General features: G+C 64.8%; 8 protein-coding genes. 6 read left to right on the top strand and 2 right to left on the bottom strand.

All coding sequences use genetic code 11. From position 1 onward, the window contains the following. Positions 1-161: 161 nt before the first annotated feature. Entirely contained in the window at positions 162-1673 is a 1512-nt protein-coding gene (locus BST27_RS06985; RefSeq protein ID WP_069419907.1) for an IS1634 family transposase, read from the bottom strand. Positions 1674-2048: 375 nt separating this feature from the next. Here BST27_RS06985 and BST27_RS06980 point away from each other — a divergent pair, with 375 nt between their 5' ends. Continuing rightward, on the top strand, positions 2049-3887 hold the full coding sequence (locus BST27_RS06980; RefSeq protein WP_069419906.1) for a PE family protein: 1839 nt from the start codon (positions 2049-2051) through the stop codon (positions 3885-3887). A 528-nt stretch (positions 3888-4415) separates the two neighbouring features. On the opposite strand, the gene BST27_RS06975 is transcribed toward BST27_RS06980, so the two are convergent. Further along, entirely contained in the window at positions 4416-6809 is a 2394-nt protein-coding gene (locus tag BST27_RS06975; RefSeq protein WP_069419905.1) for a PPE family protein, read from the bottom strand. A 929-nt stretch (positions 6810-7738) separates the two neighbouring features. Between BST27_RS06975 and BST27_RS06970 the strand changes: the two genes are divergently transcribed. The 5 genes from BST27_RS06970 to BST27_RS06950 all read left to right on the top strand — a co-directional run bounded on the left by BST27_RS06970 (position 7739) and on the right by BST27_RS06950 (position 15969). Further along, positions 7739-8413, top strand: coding sequence for an Abi-alpha family protein (locus tag BST27_RS06970; protein ID WP_232007308.1), 675 nt, complete (start codon positions 7739-7741; stop codon positions 8411-8413). Further along, positions 8410-9672: a DUF445 domain-containing protein gene (locus tag BST27_RS06965; RefSeq protein WP_069419904.1), complete on the top strand. Its 1263-nt coding sequence runs from the start codon at positions 8410-8412 to the stop codon at positions 9670-9672. The genes BST27_RS06970 and BST27_RS06965 overlap by 4 nt, the downstream gene beginning before the upstream one ends. A gap of 252 nt (positions 9673-9924) precedes the next feature. Beyond that, positions 9925-12978, top strand: a complete 3054-nt coding sequence (locus BST27_RS06960) for a (Fe-S)-binding protein (protein WP_069419903.1) — start codon at positions 9925-9927, stop codon at positions 12976-12978. A gap of 30 nt (positions 12979-13008) precedes the next feature. Beyond that, the gene (locus tag BST27_RS06955; RefSeq protein WP_069419902.1) at positions 13009-14301 is read left to right on the top strand and encodes a pyridoxal phosphate-dependent aminotransferase; all 1293 of its coding nucleotides are present in this window, start codon (positions 13009-13011) and stop codon (positions 14299-14301) included. Positions 14302-14499: 198 nt separating this feature from the next. Further along, positions 14500-15969 (top strand): PE family protein, encoded by a 1470-nt coding sequence (locus tag BST27_RS06950; protein WP_069419901.1) that lies wholly within the window; start codon positions 14500-14502, stop codon positions 15967-15969. Position 15970: the final 1 nt, after the last annotated feature.

Genomic DNA, 15970 nt, shown 5'->3' with positions numbered 1-15970 from the left:
GGAGACAAGCGCGTCGGTTCCTTACATCAAAAATGCCGGCTGAGCGTGACCTAGGGAGCTTGGGTAATAATGCCCACCCCGGGCCCACAGGTTCGGTGGCAGATTGGGCATTTTTCATCCTGTTATGTGTGGCGCGGCCTGAGGACCCGAGTTGGCTCAAATTAGTGCGCACTGTCGGCGTGGATCGTGAGCAGGGCTTGGCGTAGGTCGTCGGGTAGCGGGTCGGCGGCGGTAAGGGTTTGGTTGCCGGCTTGGATTTTGATGGTGCGGTAGCGGCGTGCGGTGCGGACGAATTTTTTGATGCTCCAACCGGTTTGGTGTTCGATGTAGTGGCTGACGGCTAGTGCGGTGACCACGATGCTCAAGTGGGCTTCGATGGATTCGCGCAGGTGGTGGTAGATGGGTCTGGCTTGTAGGTCGTGTTTGGACATGCGGAATGCCTTCTCGATGTGCCAGAGCTGGTGGTAGGCGTCGATGACGAAGGTGGCGGGCTCGGTGGTGAGGTTGGTGGTGTAGCCCTTCCAGCCGGCCAGTGCGCGGGTTTTGGTTTCCAGTTCGCGGTTAACGGTTTTGGTGGCCCCGGCGAGGTGGATGTAGCGGTTGCGTTTGACGGGGGCTTTCCCTGCGACGGCGCGTTCGGCTTTGGCGACTTGTTCGTCGATACCGCGCAATGTGCGCCGGGCGCGGTCATGGCGGAATTGGTAATGGATCACCCGATCGGGGATGCCGCGGGCCTTCTCTGAGGCGGTGGATGGCCAGGGCTGGGTCAGTATCAACCCGTCCGGGATCGCTTCCTCGGGGTGTGCGTCGCGCCATCGGCGCACCACGTCGGGCAGATACGGGATGCGGGTGCCCAGGATGAACGACAGCCTGGCGGCCTGCAGGGCGACCTGGTTGGCTTCAGAGATCATGCCGGCATCGGCGACCACGGTGACGTTGTTGAGCTGATGGGCGGTCTTGAAGGCGTTGATGACCGGCAGCATGGTGGCTGTCTCGGCGCGGTTGCCCTCGAAGGCGGCCACGGTCAGGGGGAAACCGGTGGCGTCGGTGAGTAACCCGAGGGTGATCTGGGGTTCGAGGCGGCGTTCTTTGGAGAATCCGGGTTCGCGGAATCCGTCGCCGGCATCGGTTTCGAAGTACAGCGTGGAGACGTCGAAGAGCACCAAGCTGGCTGGCCCCAACCCCGCATGAGTGGCACACGCCGCCGCCAACTGCTGGCGCCAGGCCGGTTGGGCATAGCCGCGCAGGCGGCGTTTGACCGTGGCGTACGAGGCGGCACTGACCCCGACCTCGGTCAATACCCGTTCTGCGTCGATTTTGCTGGTCGGTTCGATGATTCGCGCCAACACCAGGTCACGAAACACGTTGTCGCGCTTGGCCGCTGACTCGAACCCCAGGATCCGATACGCCGCGCACAATGCCTCCCACAGGTGGCGCATCTGCGAGGAGGTGATCGGTAGCGGTTCTAATCCCGGCGGGGCCGTCAGGCCGAGATCGAGGACGGCCTGCCCGGCGGCCAAGCGCTCGGCGGCCGCGGCCTGCAAGGCAGCGAGTTCGCCCTCGTCGTGGGCCGAACCGATGTGCTCGATCTGGCGCGAACCCCGTCGTGATGACCACACGATCTGCACTGCGACAGCGCCCGAGGCCGTCTTCACCGTGCGGATATAGGCCACCCGCGCAGACTACGGCTCACGATTAGTGCGCAAATTCCCGCCGTCAAACCCAGAAAACAGCATGTCAGCGCCCTACGAACGCCGCTGACCGTCAAACGTGAGCCAAGTCAGGTTACATCAAAAATGCCGGCTGAGCGTGACCTAGGGAGCTTGGGTAATAATGCCCACCCCGGGCCCACAGGTTCGGTGGCAGATTGGGCATTTTTCATCCTGTTATGTGTGGCGCGGCCTGAGGACGATGGTTTCGACGCTGTAGACCAATCCGGGCCGGACTAGAGCGCCCATATGCCAATGCACGAACTATTCAGAGTCGTTGCATGACGGCTTTTCTTTCAAGTCGTCGTGCGCGGGCGATCTTTTATTGGGAGACAAGCCATGTCGTTTGTAACGGCAGCGCCCGAGGCGCTGATTGCCGCAGCCACCGACTTGCAGCGCATCGGCGCGGAGCTGACCGCCGCCGGGGTGGCCGCGGCGCACCCCACGGCCAGTGTCCTGGCTGCGGGCGCGGATGAAATCTCGGCAGCCATCGCGACGCTGTTTAGCGGGCACGCTCAGTCCTATCAGTCGCTCAGCGCCCGGGCGACGGCATTTCATGCGCAGTTCATACAGGCATTAACCTCCGGCGCAGGTGCCTACTCCGGCGCGGAGGCCACCAACGCCTTGGCCCAAAGCGTGGAAGCCGACATCCTCGGGGTGATCAACGCCCCCACCAATGCGTTGTTGGGTCGTCCGCTGATCGGCGACGGAGCCCCCGGGGCACCCGGGCAGAACGGCGGGGCCGGCGGGTTGTTGTTCGGCAACGGCGGCCGTGGCGGCAATGGCTTGCCCGGCCAAGTCGGCGGCAACGGCGGTAGCGCAGGGATGATCGGGACCGGCGGGGCCGGCGGCATGGGCGGCGCCGGCGCCGCGGGCGGCGGCGGCGGCACGGGCGGGTGGCTCTACGGCAATGGCGGCGTCGGCGGCCAGGGTGGAGCCGCGACGGCAGGCATCAACAGCGGCCATCCCGGATCCGGCGGCGCCGGCGGCAACGCCGTCTTGTTCGGCAACGGCGGCACAGGCGGCCAAGGCGGCACCGGACTGACCGGAGCCAACGGCGTCAACCCCACCCTCAATGGCACAGCCGCCTCCGGACTGAACGGCGTCCCTGCGCTCACCATGAATGCCAATGCGGCCGGTGGCAATGCCGGCGACGGCGCCGATGGTGGACCCACGGTGACCGGCGGCGCCGGCGGGAACGGTGGCCCCGCGCTGGTCAACCCTGGTAGCGGGTCCGCCTTCGGCGGCAACGGAGGAACCGGCGCTACCGGTGGCAACGGCGGCAATGGGGGTACCGGTGGATTTGCCTATGCCGACACCGGTGTGGCGTTCTCGGGCACGGGTGGCAATGGGGGCATCGCCGTAGCGTCCGGCGGTGCCGGCGGGGATGGCGGCGCCGGTGGGGACGCCATGTCGATGACCAATGTTGCCCTCGGCGGCAAAGGAGGCTTCGGCGGCATGGGCGGCACCGGCGCTTCGGGCGGCACGGGCAGCATCGGAGGTGCTGGCGGCGACGGAGGTCACGGCGGTCTCCTGTTCGGCAACGGTGGCGCCGGAGGAACCGGCGGAACGGGAGGCATCGGCGGCGCTGGGGCCGACGGCGGCCAAGGTGGCTTCGGCGGCGAAGGGGGGTCAGGCACCAGCAACGGCGCCCCCACCGCGGGCAGTCGTGGCGGCGACGGCGCGGTCGGCGGCGTGGGTGGCACCGGCGGCACCGGCGGGGAAGGCGGTCGGGGCGGTAACGGCGGCAGCGCCGGGTTATTCGGCAATGGTGGTAACGGCGGCGCCGCCGGTACCGGGGGTGCGGGCGGCGCTGGCGGCGACGGCGGAACTGGCGGCAACGGGGGCGCTGGTGGCAACGCCACCGCCCCAGCCGCGTTCAAAGCATTGGGCGGTAACGGGGGCGACGGCGCCAACGGCGGCGACGGAGGCAACGGCGGCAACGGCGGCGGTAGCGGCATCGGCGGTACACAGGGGGCCGGCGGAATGCTGTTCGGTCAAGCGGGCATCAACGGCGCCGCGGGTCCGGGCGGTGCCGGCGGCGACGGAGGCAATGGCGGCGCCCCCGGCCTCGGACGCCTCGGCGGCAAAGCTGTCGGCGACGCCACGTCGACCGACGGCGTTGCGGGTGTGAACGGCAAGCCAGGCAATGCCGGCGTGGCCGGACTGCCAGGCTGATCCAACCTCCATGAACCACAACAGAATTCGGCCTCAAGCCGCAGACCTGTCGCGCCGGCATCGCCTCGATCCCGGGAACTGACAAGCTGACGTGAACAACGCCCCCTCTTCATCCAGGGCCGCGCAACGCCACCGCACCCGCAATCAAGAGTTGGCCGTACGGCCACCGCGACACCCAACGCGACGCATCCGGGAATTCGGGTCTGAATTGCGCGCGGTCGGTCGGGAACTGCGCCTTGACATCCAATTCCGTTGGCGGCAAACCAGTCTCGCCTGAAACCGATACAGGTCGAGGCCGAAACGGCTCAGGCCGCGGTCAGCGGACGGGCACGGCGACCATCACCCGCACGGCACCAGATCGTTTGCCGGATGACGACACTGAACACCTACCTATTACCTATGCGGAGTACTGACAGCGATCCCAGAACGGCGCAACGATCTTCCAGACCAAGGCGCGCGGGCCGAGTCATCACATTCACCGCAGTCGGGCACGCCGCTCTCAACCGAACGGCATCGTGCCGACTGAACTTATAAGGCACTACCTTGGAGGATCAGGCCGCTGAGTTGGTGACCGATGTTCTGCAGGCCAGACACAAAGTTGAAGTTCAACCCCTGGTCGCCGATATTACCCATGCCCGAAATGGCGCTGCCCAGGTTCGACATGCCCGAGCTGAACATGCCCGAGACGTTGAAGCCGGAGGTGCCGAAAATTAGGCCCGGATTCGTGCTCTGGTATCCCGAGACATTGAAACCATTGTTGAAGAAGCCCGAGCTGGTGCCGGTGCCGTAGTTGAAGAAGCCCGACGAAGGCGTGCCGGTCGTGTTGAAGTAGCCCGGCGCGGGAGGAATCTGGAATTCGGCAATCGTGACACCGGTAGTGGTGATGCTCGGGATGTCGATGGCGGGCGTGTCGAAGGGAAAGACGTTGATCGGCTTTATGACCACGATCGGCGTCAAGGGGCCCGGGGGGATAGTGATTGCCGGCGTGTCGAATCCTTCGAAGACGGCGGGCGGGATGATGAAATTACCCGTTTGAATCGCCGGGAAAGTGTAGCCGCCGGGAGCTCCGATGGTAAGGATCGGGAGGCCGAAGCTCCCAATGGTGAGCGTTGGCAGTGTGAAGGGATTAATGAATCCCTGAGAACCGTGTTGGGTTATCGGATTACCACTGTCATTCGCTGATGTATAAACTATGTCAAAGCCTGGGTCGCCAATTAGGATCGAGGGGATAAAGACGTTCGTAAGATTAATATAGGTCCCGAGGCCGTCCAGTTTGCCAAATGTCTGGAATGGTACGCCGCCAACTTGGAAGTTGGCTGCGAGCGGAAGATACATCGACGGCAATTGCATGAACGGCAGGATGAACGTACCGACACTCACCGAGGGTGTCGTGAAGCTGTTGACCTGCACCGGCGGTGTCTGGAACTGCGGAATATGTATCGCCGGAAGACTCATCGTCGAAACGTGGATAATCGGCGTCTCGAATCCACCTATATGGAAGGAGGGCAAAGAGAAGCTCGAGTTGTTGATGATCGACGGTATGACCATCTGTGGCGTAAAGAATCCGGGAATATGAACGGATGGGATATGCATTGGAGGCAAGGTGAGGTCGGGTATGCTCACCCGGATGTGCGTGGCGCCCGAACCGATGCCGGTCATGAAGACGCCGTTGTTCAAATCACCCATGTTGAAGAAGCCGTTGTTCATGTTGCCGGAGTTGAAACTGCCGGTGTTGAGGTTGCCCGGGTTGTAGAAACCGGTATTCAAGTGGCCGGTGTTGAAACTACCTGTATTTGTGTTGCCGGGGTTAATGAACCCAGTGTTGAAAGACCCGGCATTGAAATCGCCAGTATTGACGAAACCGGAATTGAAACTGCCGGTGTTGAAGGAGTTGGTGTTGAAGAACCCACTGTTGGTAGTGCCCGAGTTGCCGATTCCAGTGTTGAAGTCGCCCGAGTTGAAAAGGCCGAAGTTGCCGTTCCCCGAGTTGAAGAATCCGATATTTCCGTTGCCGGAATTGAACAGGCCGATGTTCGTGCCGAAGTTCAGGGGGATACCGACCTGATTGTCGCCGGTGAGGCCAATTCCGATGTTGTTGTTACCGGTGTTTGCGAAACCAATATTGTTGTTTCCGAAATTCGCAAAACCCTTGTTGAAGCTGCCCAAGTTTGAAGCGCCGTAGTTTCCGTCGCCGAAGTTGGAGTTTCCAAAGTTGGAGCTACCGATGTTCGCGTTGCCGGCGTTTCCAGAGCCGATGTTTCCCATACCTAGGTTGTTGGCGCCGACGTTGGCCAAGCCAGTGGCAAACTCGTAAGTCCTTACGACGGCGGCTGCGACGGGAGCGCCGGCGGCGGGTGCGACCGTCGGCGCACCGATCAGCTGACCCACCAGGCCGGGCAGACTCTGGAATGGCTGCGCAATCGGAGCCAGTGAAGAAACCACGGTCGATGCCCAGGCGTAGTAGTCAACCATCGCCGTCACATCTTGAGCCCACATCTCCTCGTAGACCGCCTCGACAGCCGCGATCGCCGGAGCGTTGAAGCCGAACAAATTCGTCCGGATGAGCGATACCACCTGAGAACGGTTCAACGCGACGAGGTCAGGAGGAATCGTCGCCGCCTGCGCCGCTTCGAACGCGGCCGTCATCGCGCGGGCCGCAATCGCGGTCTGATTGGCTTGCGCGGTCACGGTACTCAGCCAGCTTATGTAAGGCGCGGCGGAGGCCGTCATCGCAAGAGACGCCGGCCCTTGCCAGGATGCCTCTACCAGACCTGATATCACTGAGTCGAAAGACGTTGCCGCCAAGCCCAACTCAGCGGCCAGGCCGTCCCACGCAGCCGCTGCGGACAGCATCGGCTCGACCCCAGCGCCTGCGAAAATGCGGATCGAGTTGATCTCTGGGGGCAACACCAAGAAACTCATGGCTTCAATCCTTCTGTCTCGCCCGATGCCTTATCGGCCAGCAAACTCACTGCAGCCTCCGACAAGCACAATTGCCGCAAGGCCCCCTGACCTGCCGAAGTCTTAATTCAGATGTTCCACGTCATACTTGGCCGCCCATGACATAGGCGATAGAGGCCAAAATGCCCAATCAATAGAGGGATTAGCCGTTCCGGCGGCAGTCCGCCCGCGCTTGAGATCCACCGTGTGGGCATTTCTACCCCTAGCGGCTTCCTACACGAAATCGACTGTACCCGTGCAAGACTAGGCTTCATCTCCGCGTCGATCCAGTGCCGAAGTCCTGGCTTGTCGCCCTCGGCACGAGCGGTGAGCAGGTGGCGGGCTAGCGAGTCCATTGCTGAAGTTCGCTGTGGACCAGTGGATTTGCATGCGCCGACATGACCGCATCCAGTCGCATGGCGAGTGGCACTGGAATTGACGGTCGAGCAACATTTTTGATTTTGCCGATTTGCTGCGTTACATCGCCGTATGATCCTCCGCAGCAGTCGATTACGATTGCAGCGAGTCAGTCGGATGGGCGGGTCGGGGGCAACCCGCCCTAATTCAAATGCGTGATCGACTTCGCCCGCGCCGAGGCTGTCAGCAAACGTCCAGACTGATTCTGATGCCGGTGCGCCAGCGCCCACCGTCGCGGGTCGCAGCGCGTCGCTGATTTCGCTGAGCGTCGGCGTCTGCCGGCGCACGATTGGTTGGGTCAACCTTCTCGCTGACCCGTCCGCCGCGGCGCCCTGCTCGGTGTTGTGGTCTTCGCCCGACCGGAAACGTGAAGGCGTCCAACTCCGACTGCTCGGCCTCCGCACGGCAGCCGACTTTCATTTTCGGAGCTGGCCGCTCCGACTTTCCCCGTGCCGCTCTGTGACGGCGCTCACCCGAACGGATACGGTGCATCCGTGGAGAACTTTCTGAGTCCGCGTGGGTTGCTGGGTCTCGCCTCGGGCCTGGCGCAGTTTTGGATTCGTACCACGATTCGCACCCAGGAACAGTTGCTGACGTTGTTGGAGGGCGAGACCGAGGAGTCCCGCTCTATCCCCCCGCCGCAGCCGCCCGCACCCGGTAAGACCAATCCGCCGGATTCACTCAACGCCAAGATGCGTGCGCTGCTGAACCGGGCACTGGATCAGAGCACCACCAGCAGCCGGGAGGAGCTCTACCACCACATCCTCGATCAACTGGTCGCCGACGAAGCTCGGATCATCAGCGCTTTGTCTGATGGCTCGACCTCGGTGGCGGTGAATGTCTACGACTGGACCCGTCGTCGAACACTCGGACGGGCCGTGCTCGAGAACGCCGCACTCGTCGGCCGCAACGCCAACGTCGCGCTGCCCCAGATGGTCCCGACGTACGTCAGCCATCTGCTCTCACTCGGACTCGTCGAGATCGGACCCGAAGACCCAGACTTGAAGGACGACTACGAGATCTTGCTTGCCGAGTCGCAAGTCCTGCGTGCCATCAATGACGCCTCCCACGGGCCGCTGGCCGCAAAGGTCGAAAAGCTGACGCTCAGGCTGTCGCCCTTGGGCCACGCGCTGTGGGAGGCCACTAGCGCACAAGAGGGGCGGCCATGACCACGACCGTGGTCGCGTTGCAGTCGTGGACCGAGATCCGACACGACTTCTCCATCAACTGGTACATCTACCTGTCGATGCCGCTCATCGCGGCCTTCGTCGGGTGGAGCACCAAGATCGTCGCCCTGGAGATGATCTATCGGCCACAGGAATTCAAGGGCATCGGACCGATCGGCTGGCAGGGCATTGTGCCGCGCCGAGCCGGCAAGGTCGGTTCCAAGACCATCGAGTTGGTGACCGCGAACCTGCTCAAACCCGAAGAGATACTCGACCGGATCGACACCGGTGAAGCGGTAGACACGCTTCGAGAACCGCTTTCCCAGGCGGTCGACGAGATATCCCGCGACCTCGCCGAGCAAATCCGGCCCGGACTCTGGGATTCGCTACCCGTGGCCGCCCGCAAAACGGTCCAGGACCGCATCCACTCTCAGGTCCCCAAGATCACCGAAAACCTGCTCAAGGAGATGAAGGCGGATCTGAGCCGGTATATCGACCTGCAGTTTCTCGCGGTCACGACGCTGGTGCGAAACAAAGACAAGCTCATCAAACTGATGCGCGGCGTGACCACCGACGCGATGACTTTCGTGCGGCGCAGCGGAATCTACTTCGGTCTGGGTATCGGGCTGGTCCAGATGGTCGCCTGGGCACTGTTCAAGAATCCGTGGATCATGCCGGCCTTCGGCTTCACCGTCGGCTTCATCAGCGACTACATCGCGCTCAACATGCTGTTCCGGCCGATACATGAAAAGAAGGTCTTCGGCCTGGTTCATTTTCAGGGCTTGTTGCACGCCCAGCGCGAAAAGATCACCCGCGACTACGCGAAGATCCTGGCCGACGACCTGTTCGCGCCGGACATCCTGCTCGACGGAATCCTCAAGGGTCCCGGCTCGGACAAGCTTTTCGCGCTGGTCGCCAAGGAGGTCGACGAGGCGATCGATGCGCAGACCGGTGTCGCACGCCACCTCGTGATGCTCGCCGTCGGCACGCAGCGCTACCGCGAAATCAAGGACGGGGTTGTCGAGCTGGTCCTCGAGCGCCTCCCGTCCACGTTGCTCGAAGCGAAGGAATATGCCTCGAATGCGCTTGCTTTGGAGCAGACCATCGTCGAGAAAATGAGCCAGCTCACCAACGAGGAATATGAATCGATTCTGCGGCCGATATTCAAGGACGACGAACCGTTGATGATCGCGGTCGGTGCGGTTCTCGGCGGCGTCGTCGGCGAGCTGCAGGTCCAGCTGGTTGAGTTGTTCAGTCGCTGACCCACCACAGATGTGATCGAAATCCCTACGAGCGCTGCAGAGAACGCAATTCCGCTGGACAATTGCGCACACATTTCGCCGTTGCACCGGTGTCAAGCAAGCGCCGCAATAGAACTTAGGGCAACCTTTCTCGCGACCAAAGCCGCAAAGATGACACTATGAGCAGGTCAAACAGGTAACTCAGCCCTCGTAGACGCCCTGGCATCAGGCAGCCACCGTCCAACGAGGCCCGACGAATTGGGGTGACCTTCGGTGACCACGCAGACCATCATCAGGCTCGTTGTAGGCCTGGGCATGACCGCGATCGTGGGCTTGCTGGCTCTGCGGCGCATCTGGTGGCTGTACAGCCTGGTGACGTCCGGTCAGCCGGCCAGCGGGCGCACCGACAACATCGGAACTCGCATCTGGACGCAAATCGCCGAGGTGTTCGGCCAGCGCAAGCTGCTGAAGTGGTCCATCCCCGGCCTGGCGCACTTCTTCACGATGTGGGGCTTCTTCATCCTCGCCACGGTCTACGTCGAGGCCTACGGCGCCCTTTTCGACGACCACTTCCACATCCCGATCGTCGGCCGTTGGAATGCGCTGGGCTTCCTGCAGGACTTCATCGCCCTCGCCGTCCTCTTCGGCATCATCACGTTCTCGATCATCCGGTTGCGCTCCGAACCGAAGGAATATGGCCGCTCGTCACGGTTCTACGGTTCGCACACCGGCGGCGCCTGGCTGATCCTGTTCATGATCTTCCTGGTCATCTTCAGCTTCGCGATCTTCCGTGGCGCCTCGGCGAACACCGGAGCCCTGCCCTACGGCGGCGGCGCCTTCTTCTCCCACGCCATGGGCACGCTCATGGCGCCCCTGGGCACAACGGCCAACGAATGGATCGAGACGATCGCGCTCCTGGCCCACATCGCCGTGGCGCTGGTCTTCCTGCTGATCGTGCTGCACTCCAAGCACCTGCACATCTTCTTGGCGCCTATCAACGTCACGTTCAAGCGGCTGCCCGACGGCCTGGGCCCCCTGCTGCCGGTTGAGGCCGACGGCAAGCCGATCGACTTCGAAAACCCGCCGGACGACGCCGAATTCGGCCGCGGCAAGATCGAGGACTTCTCCTGGAAGGCCATGCTCGACTTCGCCACCTGTACCGAGTGCGGGCGCTGTCAGTCGCAATGTCCGGCATGGAACACCGGAAAACCCTTGTCGCCCAAGCTCGTCATCATGGACCTGCGCGACCACTGGATGGCCAAGGCCCCCTACATCCTGGGCGAAAAAGAGAGTCCCTTGGAAAGCACCCCGGAGGGCGGGGTCAGCGAGAACCTCACCGGCGAAAAGCATGCCGAGGAACACCACGTTCCCGAGTCGGGCTTCGGACGCATCACGGGCTCCGGTCCGGAACAGGCAACCCGTCCGCTGGTCGGCACCGCCGAACAGGGCGGCGTCATCGACCCCGACGTGCTGTGGTCCTGCGTGACCTGCGGTGCCTGCGTGGAGCAATGCCCGGTGGACATCGAGCACATCGACCACATCGTGGACATGCGCCGCTACCAGGTGATGATGGAGTCGGAATTCCCCTCCGAGCTGGGCGTCCTGTTCAAGAACCTGGAGAACAAGGGCAACCCCTGGGGTCAGAACGCTTCCGACCGCACCAACTGGATCTCCGAAGTCGACTTCGACGTTCCGGTCTACGGCGAGGACGTCGACAGCTTCGACGGCTACGAGTACCTGTTCTGGGTGGGTTGCGCCGGCGCCTACGACGACAAGGCGAAGAAGACCACCAAGGCCGTCGCCGAGCTGCTCGCCATCGCCGGGGTGAAGTACCTGGTGTTGGGCACCGGCGAAACCTGCAACGGCGACTCCGCGCGCCGCTCCGGCAACGAGTTCCTGTTCCAGCAGCTGGCCCAGCAGGCGGTGGAGACCCTCGACGGCGTGTTTGAGGGCGTGGAGAGCGTCGACCGCAAGATCGTCGTCACCTGCCCGCACTGCTTCAACACCCTCGGCAAGGAATATCGCCAACTGGGTGCCAACTACACCGTGCTGCACCACACCCAGCTGCTGAACCGGCTGGTACGGGATCAGAAGTTGATCCCCGTCACCCCCGTTTCGCAAAACATCACCTACCACGACCCGTGCTACCTGGGGCGGCACAACAAGGTCTACGAGGCGCCGCGTGAGCTGATCGGCGCCGCGGGAGCCAACCTCACCGAGATGCCGCGGCACGCCGAGCGCAGCTTCTGCTGCGGGGCGGGCGGCGCCCGGATGTGGATGGAAGAGCACATCGGCAAGCGCATCAACCACGAGCGAGTCGACGAGGCGCTGGCCACCGACGCCACCACCGTGGCCGTCGCGTGCCCGTTCTGCCGGGTGATGGTCACCGACGGTGTCAACGACCGGCAGGAGGAGGCCGGCCGCAGCGGCGTCGAGGTGCTCGACGTCGCCCAGGTGCTGCTGGCCTCGCTCGACCGCGATTCGGTGACGCTGCCGGAGAAGGGCACCGCCGCCAAGGAAGCCGAAAAGAGGGCGGCCGAGGCGGAGAAGACCAAGCCCAAGGCCGCGGCGCCGAGCGCGCCCGCCGAGGCTGAGGTCGAAAAAGAGGCCGAGAAGGAGGCCGAGAAGCCGGCCGCGGCCGAACCCAAGAAAGAGACCAAGGCCGTTACCGGTCTCGGTATCGCCGGTGGCGCCAAGCGTCCTGGGGCGAAAAAGGCCGCACCAGCGGCTGAGGCCAAGACGGCGGAAGCACCGGCCGCACCCGCGCCGGCGAAGGGGCTGGGCCTGGCCGCCGGCGCCAAACGTCCTGGCGCCAAGAAGGCTGCGCCGACGACGGAGGCCAAGGCTGAGACGGCCGACGCCGCCCCCGCCGCGGAAACCAAGTCCGCTGCGCCCACCGCGCCCGTCAAGGGCCTGGGTCTAGCGGCGGGCGCCAAGCGGCCCGGCGCCAAGAAGGCAGCGGCACCCAAGGCGGCCGAGTCGGCGCCGGCAGCTGCGGCGCCGGCTCCCGAAAAGACGGCGCCCGCTGAGCCTGCTGAACCCGAAGAGCCGGCCACGCCCGCAGCCCCGGTCAAGGGGCTGGCGATCGCCGCCGGTGCCAGGAGGCCGGGCGCGAAGAAGCCGGCCGCCAAGACCGAAACTCCCGCGGCCGCCGAGCCGTCGGCCCAGCCGGAGCCCGAAACCAAGGCTGAGCCCGCGGCAGCAGCCGAAGCCAAGGCCGAACCCGCAGCTGCCGAGCAATCCGACGGTGAGCCGACCCCGCCGCCGGCCGCGCCGGTGAAAGGCCTGGGTATCAAGCCCGGTGCCCGCCCGCCAGGCAAGCGCTGATCACGGTTTGACGGCAAGCAGCAAATATCAGTGGACAGCAGTGGCACGATAGGTGACGTGACTCTTCATCAGGCGCCCTGGCACACCCCCGGACATCATCGCCAGCAGCGCACCTTCGCGCAGTCGTCCAAGCTGCAGGACGTCCTGTACGAAATCCGCGGTCCGGTGCACCAGCACGCCGCGCGGTTGGAAGCCGAAGGGCATCGGATCCTGAAGCTGAACATCGGCAACCCCGCGCCGTTCGGCTTCGAGGCCCCGGACGTGATCATGCGCGACATGATCCAGGCGTTGCCGTACGCCCAGGGGTACTCCGATTCCAAGGGCATCCTGCCGGCCCGGCGAGCGGTGGTCACCCGCTACGAACTCGTGCCCGGCTTTCCGAAGTTCGACGTCGACGACGTGTACCTCGGCAACGGTGTCTCCGAACTGATCACGATGACGCTGCAAGCGTTGCTGGACAACGGCGACCAGGTGCTGATCCCGGCCCCGGACTACCCGCTGTGGACGGCGTCGACGTCGCTGGCCGGTGGCACCCCCGTGCATTACCTGTGCGACGAAACCCAAGGCTGGCAGCCCGACATCGCCGACTTGGAATCCAAGATCACCGAGCGCACCAAGGCCCTGGTGGTGATCAACCCGAACAACCCGACCGGCGCGGTGTACAGCACCGAAATCCTCACGCAGATAGTCGATTTGGCGCGTAAGCACCAGCTGCTGCTGCTCGCCGACGAGATCTACGACAAGATTCTGTACGACGACGCGAAGCACATCAGCCTGGCCACCCTGGCGCCGGATATGTTGTGTCTCACCTTCAATGGGCTGTCGAAGGCCTACCGCGTCGCAGGATATCGGGCCGGCTGGCTGGCCATTACCGGCCCCAAGGACCATGCCAGCAGCTTCATCGAGGGGATCAGTCTGCTGGCCAACATGCGGCTGTGCCCGAATGTTCCTGCGCAGCATGCGATTCAGGTTGCACTGGGTGGCCATCAGAGCATTGAAGACCTGGTACTGCCCGGCGGCCGACTGCTCGAGCAGCGTGATGTCGCCTGGACCAAGCTCAACGAGATCCCAGGCGTGTCATGCACCAAACCCCAAGGTGCGCTGTATGCGTTTCCCCGGCTGGACCCCGAGGTCTACGACATCCAGGACGACGAGCAACTCGTCCTCGACCTGCTGTTGTCGGAGAAGATTCTGGTGGCCCAGGGCACCGGGTTCAATTGGCCGGCGCCGGATCACCTGCGGCTCGTGACCTTGCCGTGGGCCCGCGACCTGTCGCGGGCGATCGAGCGGCTGGGCAACTTCCTGGTCAGCTACCGGCAGTAGCGAATCGCCTCCTCGCCGGTGGAACTGGCGGGGCGGGTGGGCCCAGCGGCCTGCCGCTCGGCTTACAGGGATCGCCTGGGTCGAGCTAGCGCTTGAAGCAATCCGGCAAAACGCCTGAACATCGCACATCGATCTTCTAATCTGTCCCCAACGAGGGACGTGCACTCCCCCGGATTCGGGCGCCGATTGGGAGGCCTCATGTCGTTCGTGTTCGCAACTCCAGAATTTCTATCGGCGGCAGCGTCAGATCTGGCCAGTCTCGAGTCGGCAATCAGCGCGGCCAACGCCTCGGCAAGAGCATCGACCATAGGGGTGCTGGCGGCGGGCGCCGACGAGATATCCGCTGCGGTTGCGGCGGTCTTTTCCGGGCACGCCCAGAGCTACCAGGCGCTCAGCGCTCAGGCGGCGGCATTCCACACCCAGTTTGTTCAGGCGCTGACCGGCAGTGCGGGTTCGTACGCCAGCGCTGAAGCCACCGCGGCCTCAGCTCTGCAGAATGCCCTCGACGCGCTCAATGCCCCCACCCAGACGCTCCTTGGTCGGCCGCTGATCGGCAACGGCGCCAACGCGGCACCGGGATCCGGCGCGCCCGGCGGGGCGGGCGGACTCTTGTGGGGGAACGGCGGCGCCGGCGGGTCGGGTGGACCTGGCCTGCCGGGCGGTCGGGGTGGCGATGCGGGCCTGTTCGGCAGCGGAGGCGCCGGCGGCGCCGGGGGGAACATCGCGGCCGGCACCGGCGGAGTCGGCGGCGCCGGTGGGGCGGGAGGCCTGCTGTTCGGCACCGGCGGTGCCGGCGGCACGGGCGGCAGCACAAACTTGGGGAACGGCGGCGCGGGCGGCGCGGGCGGCGCCGCCGGGCTGTTCGGTACCGGCGGCGTCGGAGGCACGGGCGGGAATACGCTGAGTGGTTCCAGCAGCGGTAACGGCGGCGCCGGCGGCGCAGGCGGGCTGTTTGGCAACGGGGGCCTGGGCGGATTGGGCGGCAGGGGCGGCACCAGCGGCGGGGACGGCGGCGCCGGAGGGGCCGGCGGCACGCTTGCCGGTTCCGGTGGTGCCGGCGGTACTGGCGGGCAGGGCATTACCGCCGGTGGTTTCGGTGGGGCCGGTGGCAACTCGGGCATCTTCTCCGGTGCCGCCGGCAGCGGTGGCGCCGGTGGCATTGGTAACACCAGCGGCGGGCCAGGCGGTACTGGCGGCAACGCCGGCGGACTGTGGGGCGATGGCGGCGTCGGCGGAACCGGCGGCATGGGCGCAACCAGCGGCGGGCTCGGCGGCAAGGGCGGCAGCGCAGGCGCTCTCTTCGGCTCCGGTGGCAGTGGCGGCGCCGGCGGAGAGGGTGGCTCCTTCGGCGGTACTGGCGGGGTGGGCGGCGCCGCCGGGACCGTGTGGGGGAACGGCGGCGCGGGCGGCGTCGGCGGGTTTGGCACCACATTCGGCGGCGACGGCGGCGCAGGTGGGAAGTCCGGCAACCTGGGCGATGGTGGCGACGGCGGCGCCGGCGGCAGCACAACAACAGGAACGGCTGGCGGCAAGGGCGGCAAAGGCGGGAATGCCGTGCTGATCGGTAACGGCGGCAACGGCGGTAGCGGGCCAGCCACCGGTGCCGGGGGCGCGGGAGGCCTTGGTGGCTCGCTGCTCGGCCAGGACGGCTTGAAGGGTCTGCCGTAGC

Source organism: Mycobacterium intermedium (assembly GCF_002086275.1).
Taxonomy (GTDB): domain Bacteria; phylum Actinomycetota; class Actinomycetes; order Mycobacteriales; family Mycobacteriaceae; genus Mycobacterium; species Mycobacterium intermedium.
This window is presented reverse-complemented; position numbering and strand designations above follow the sequence as displayed.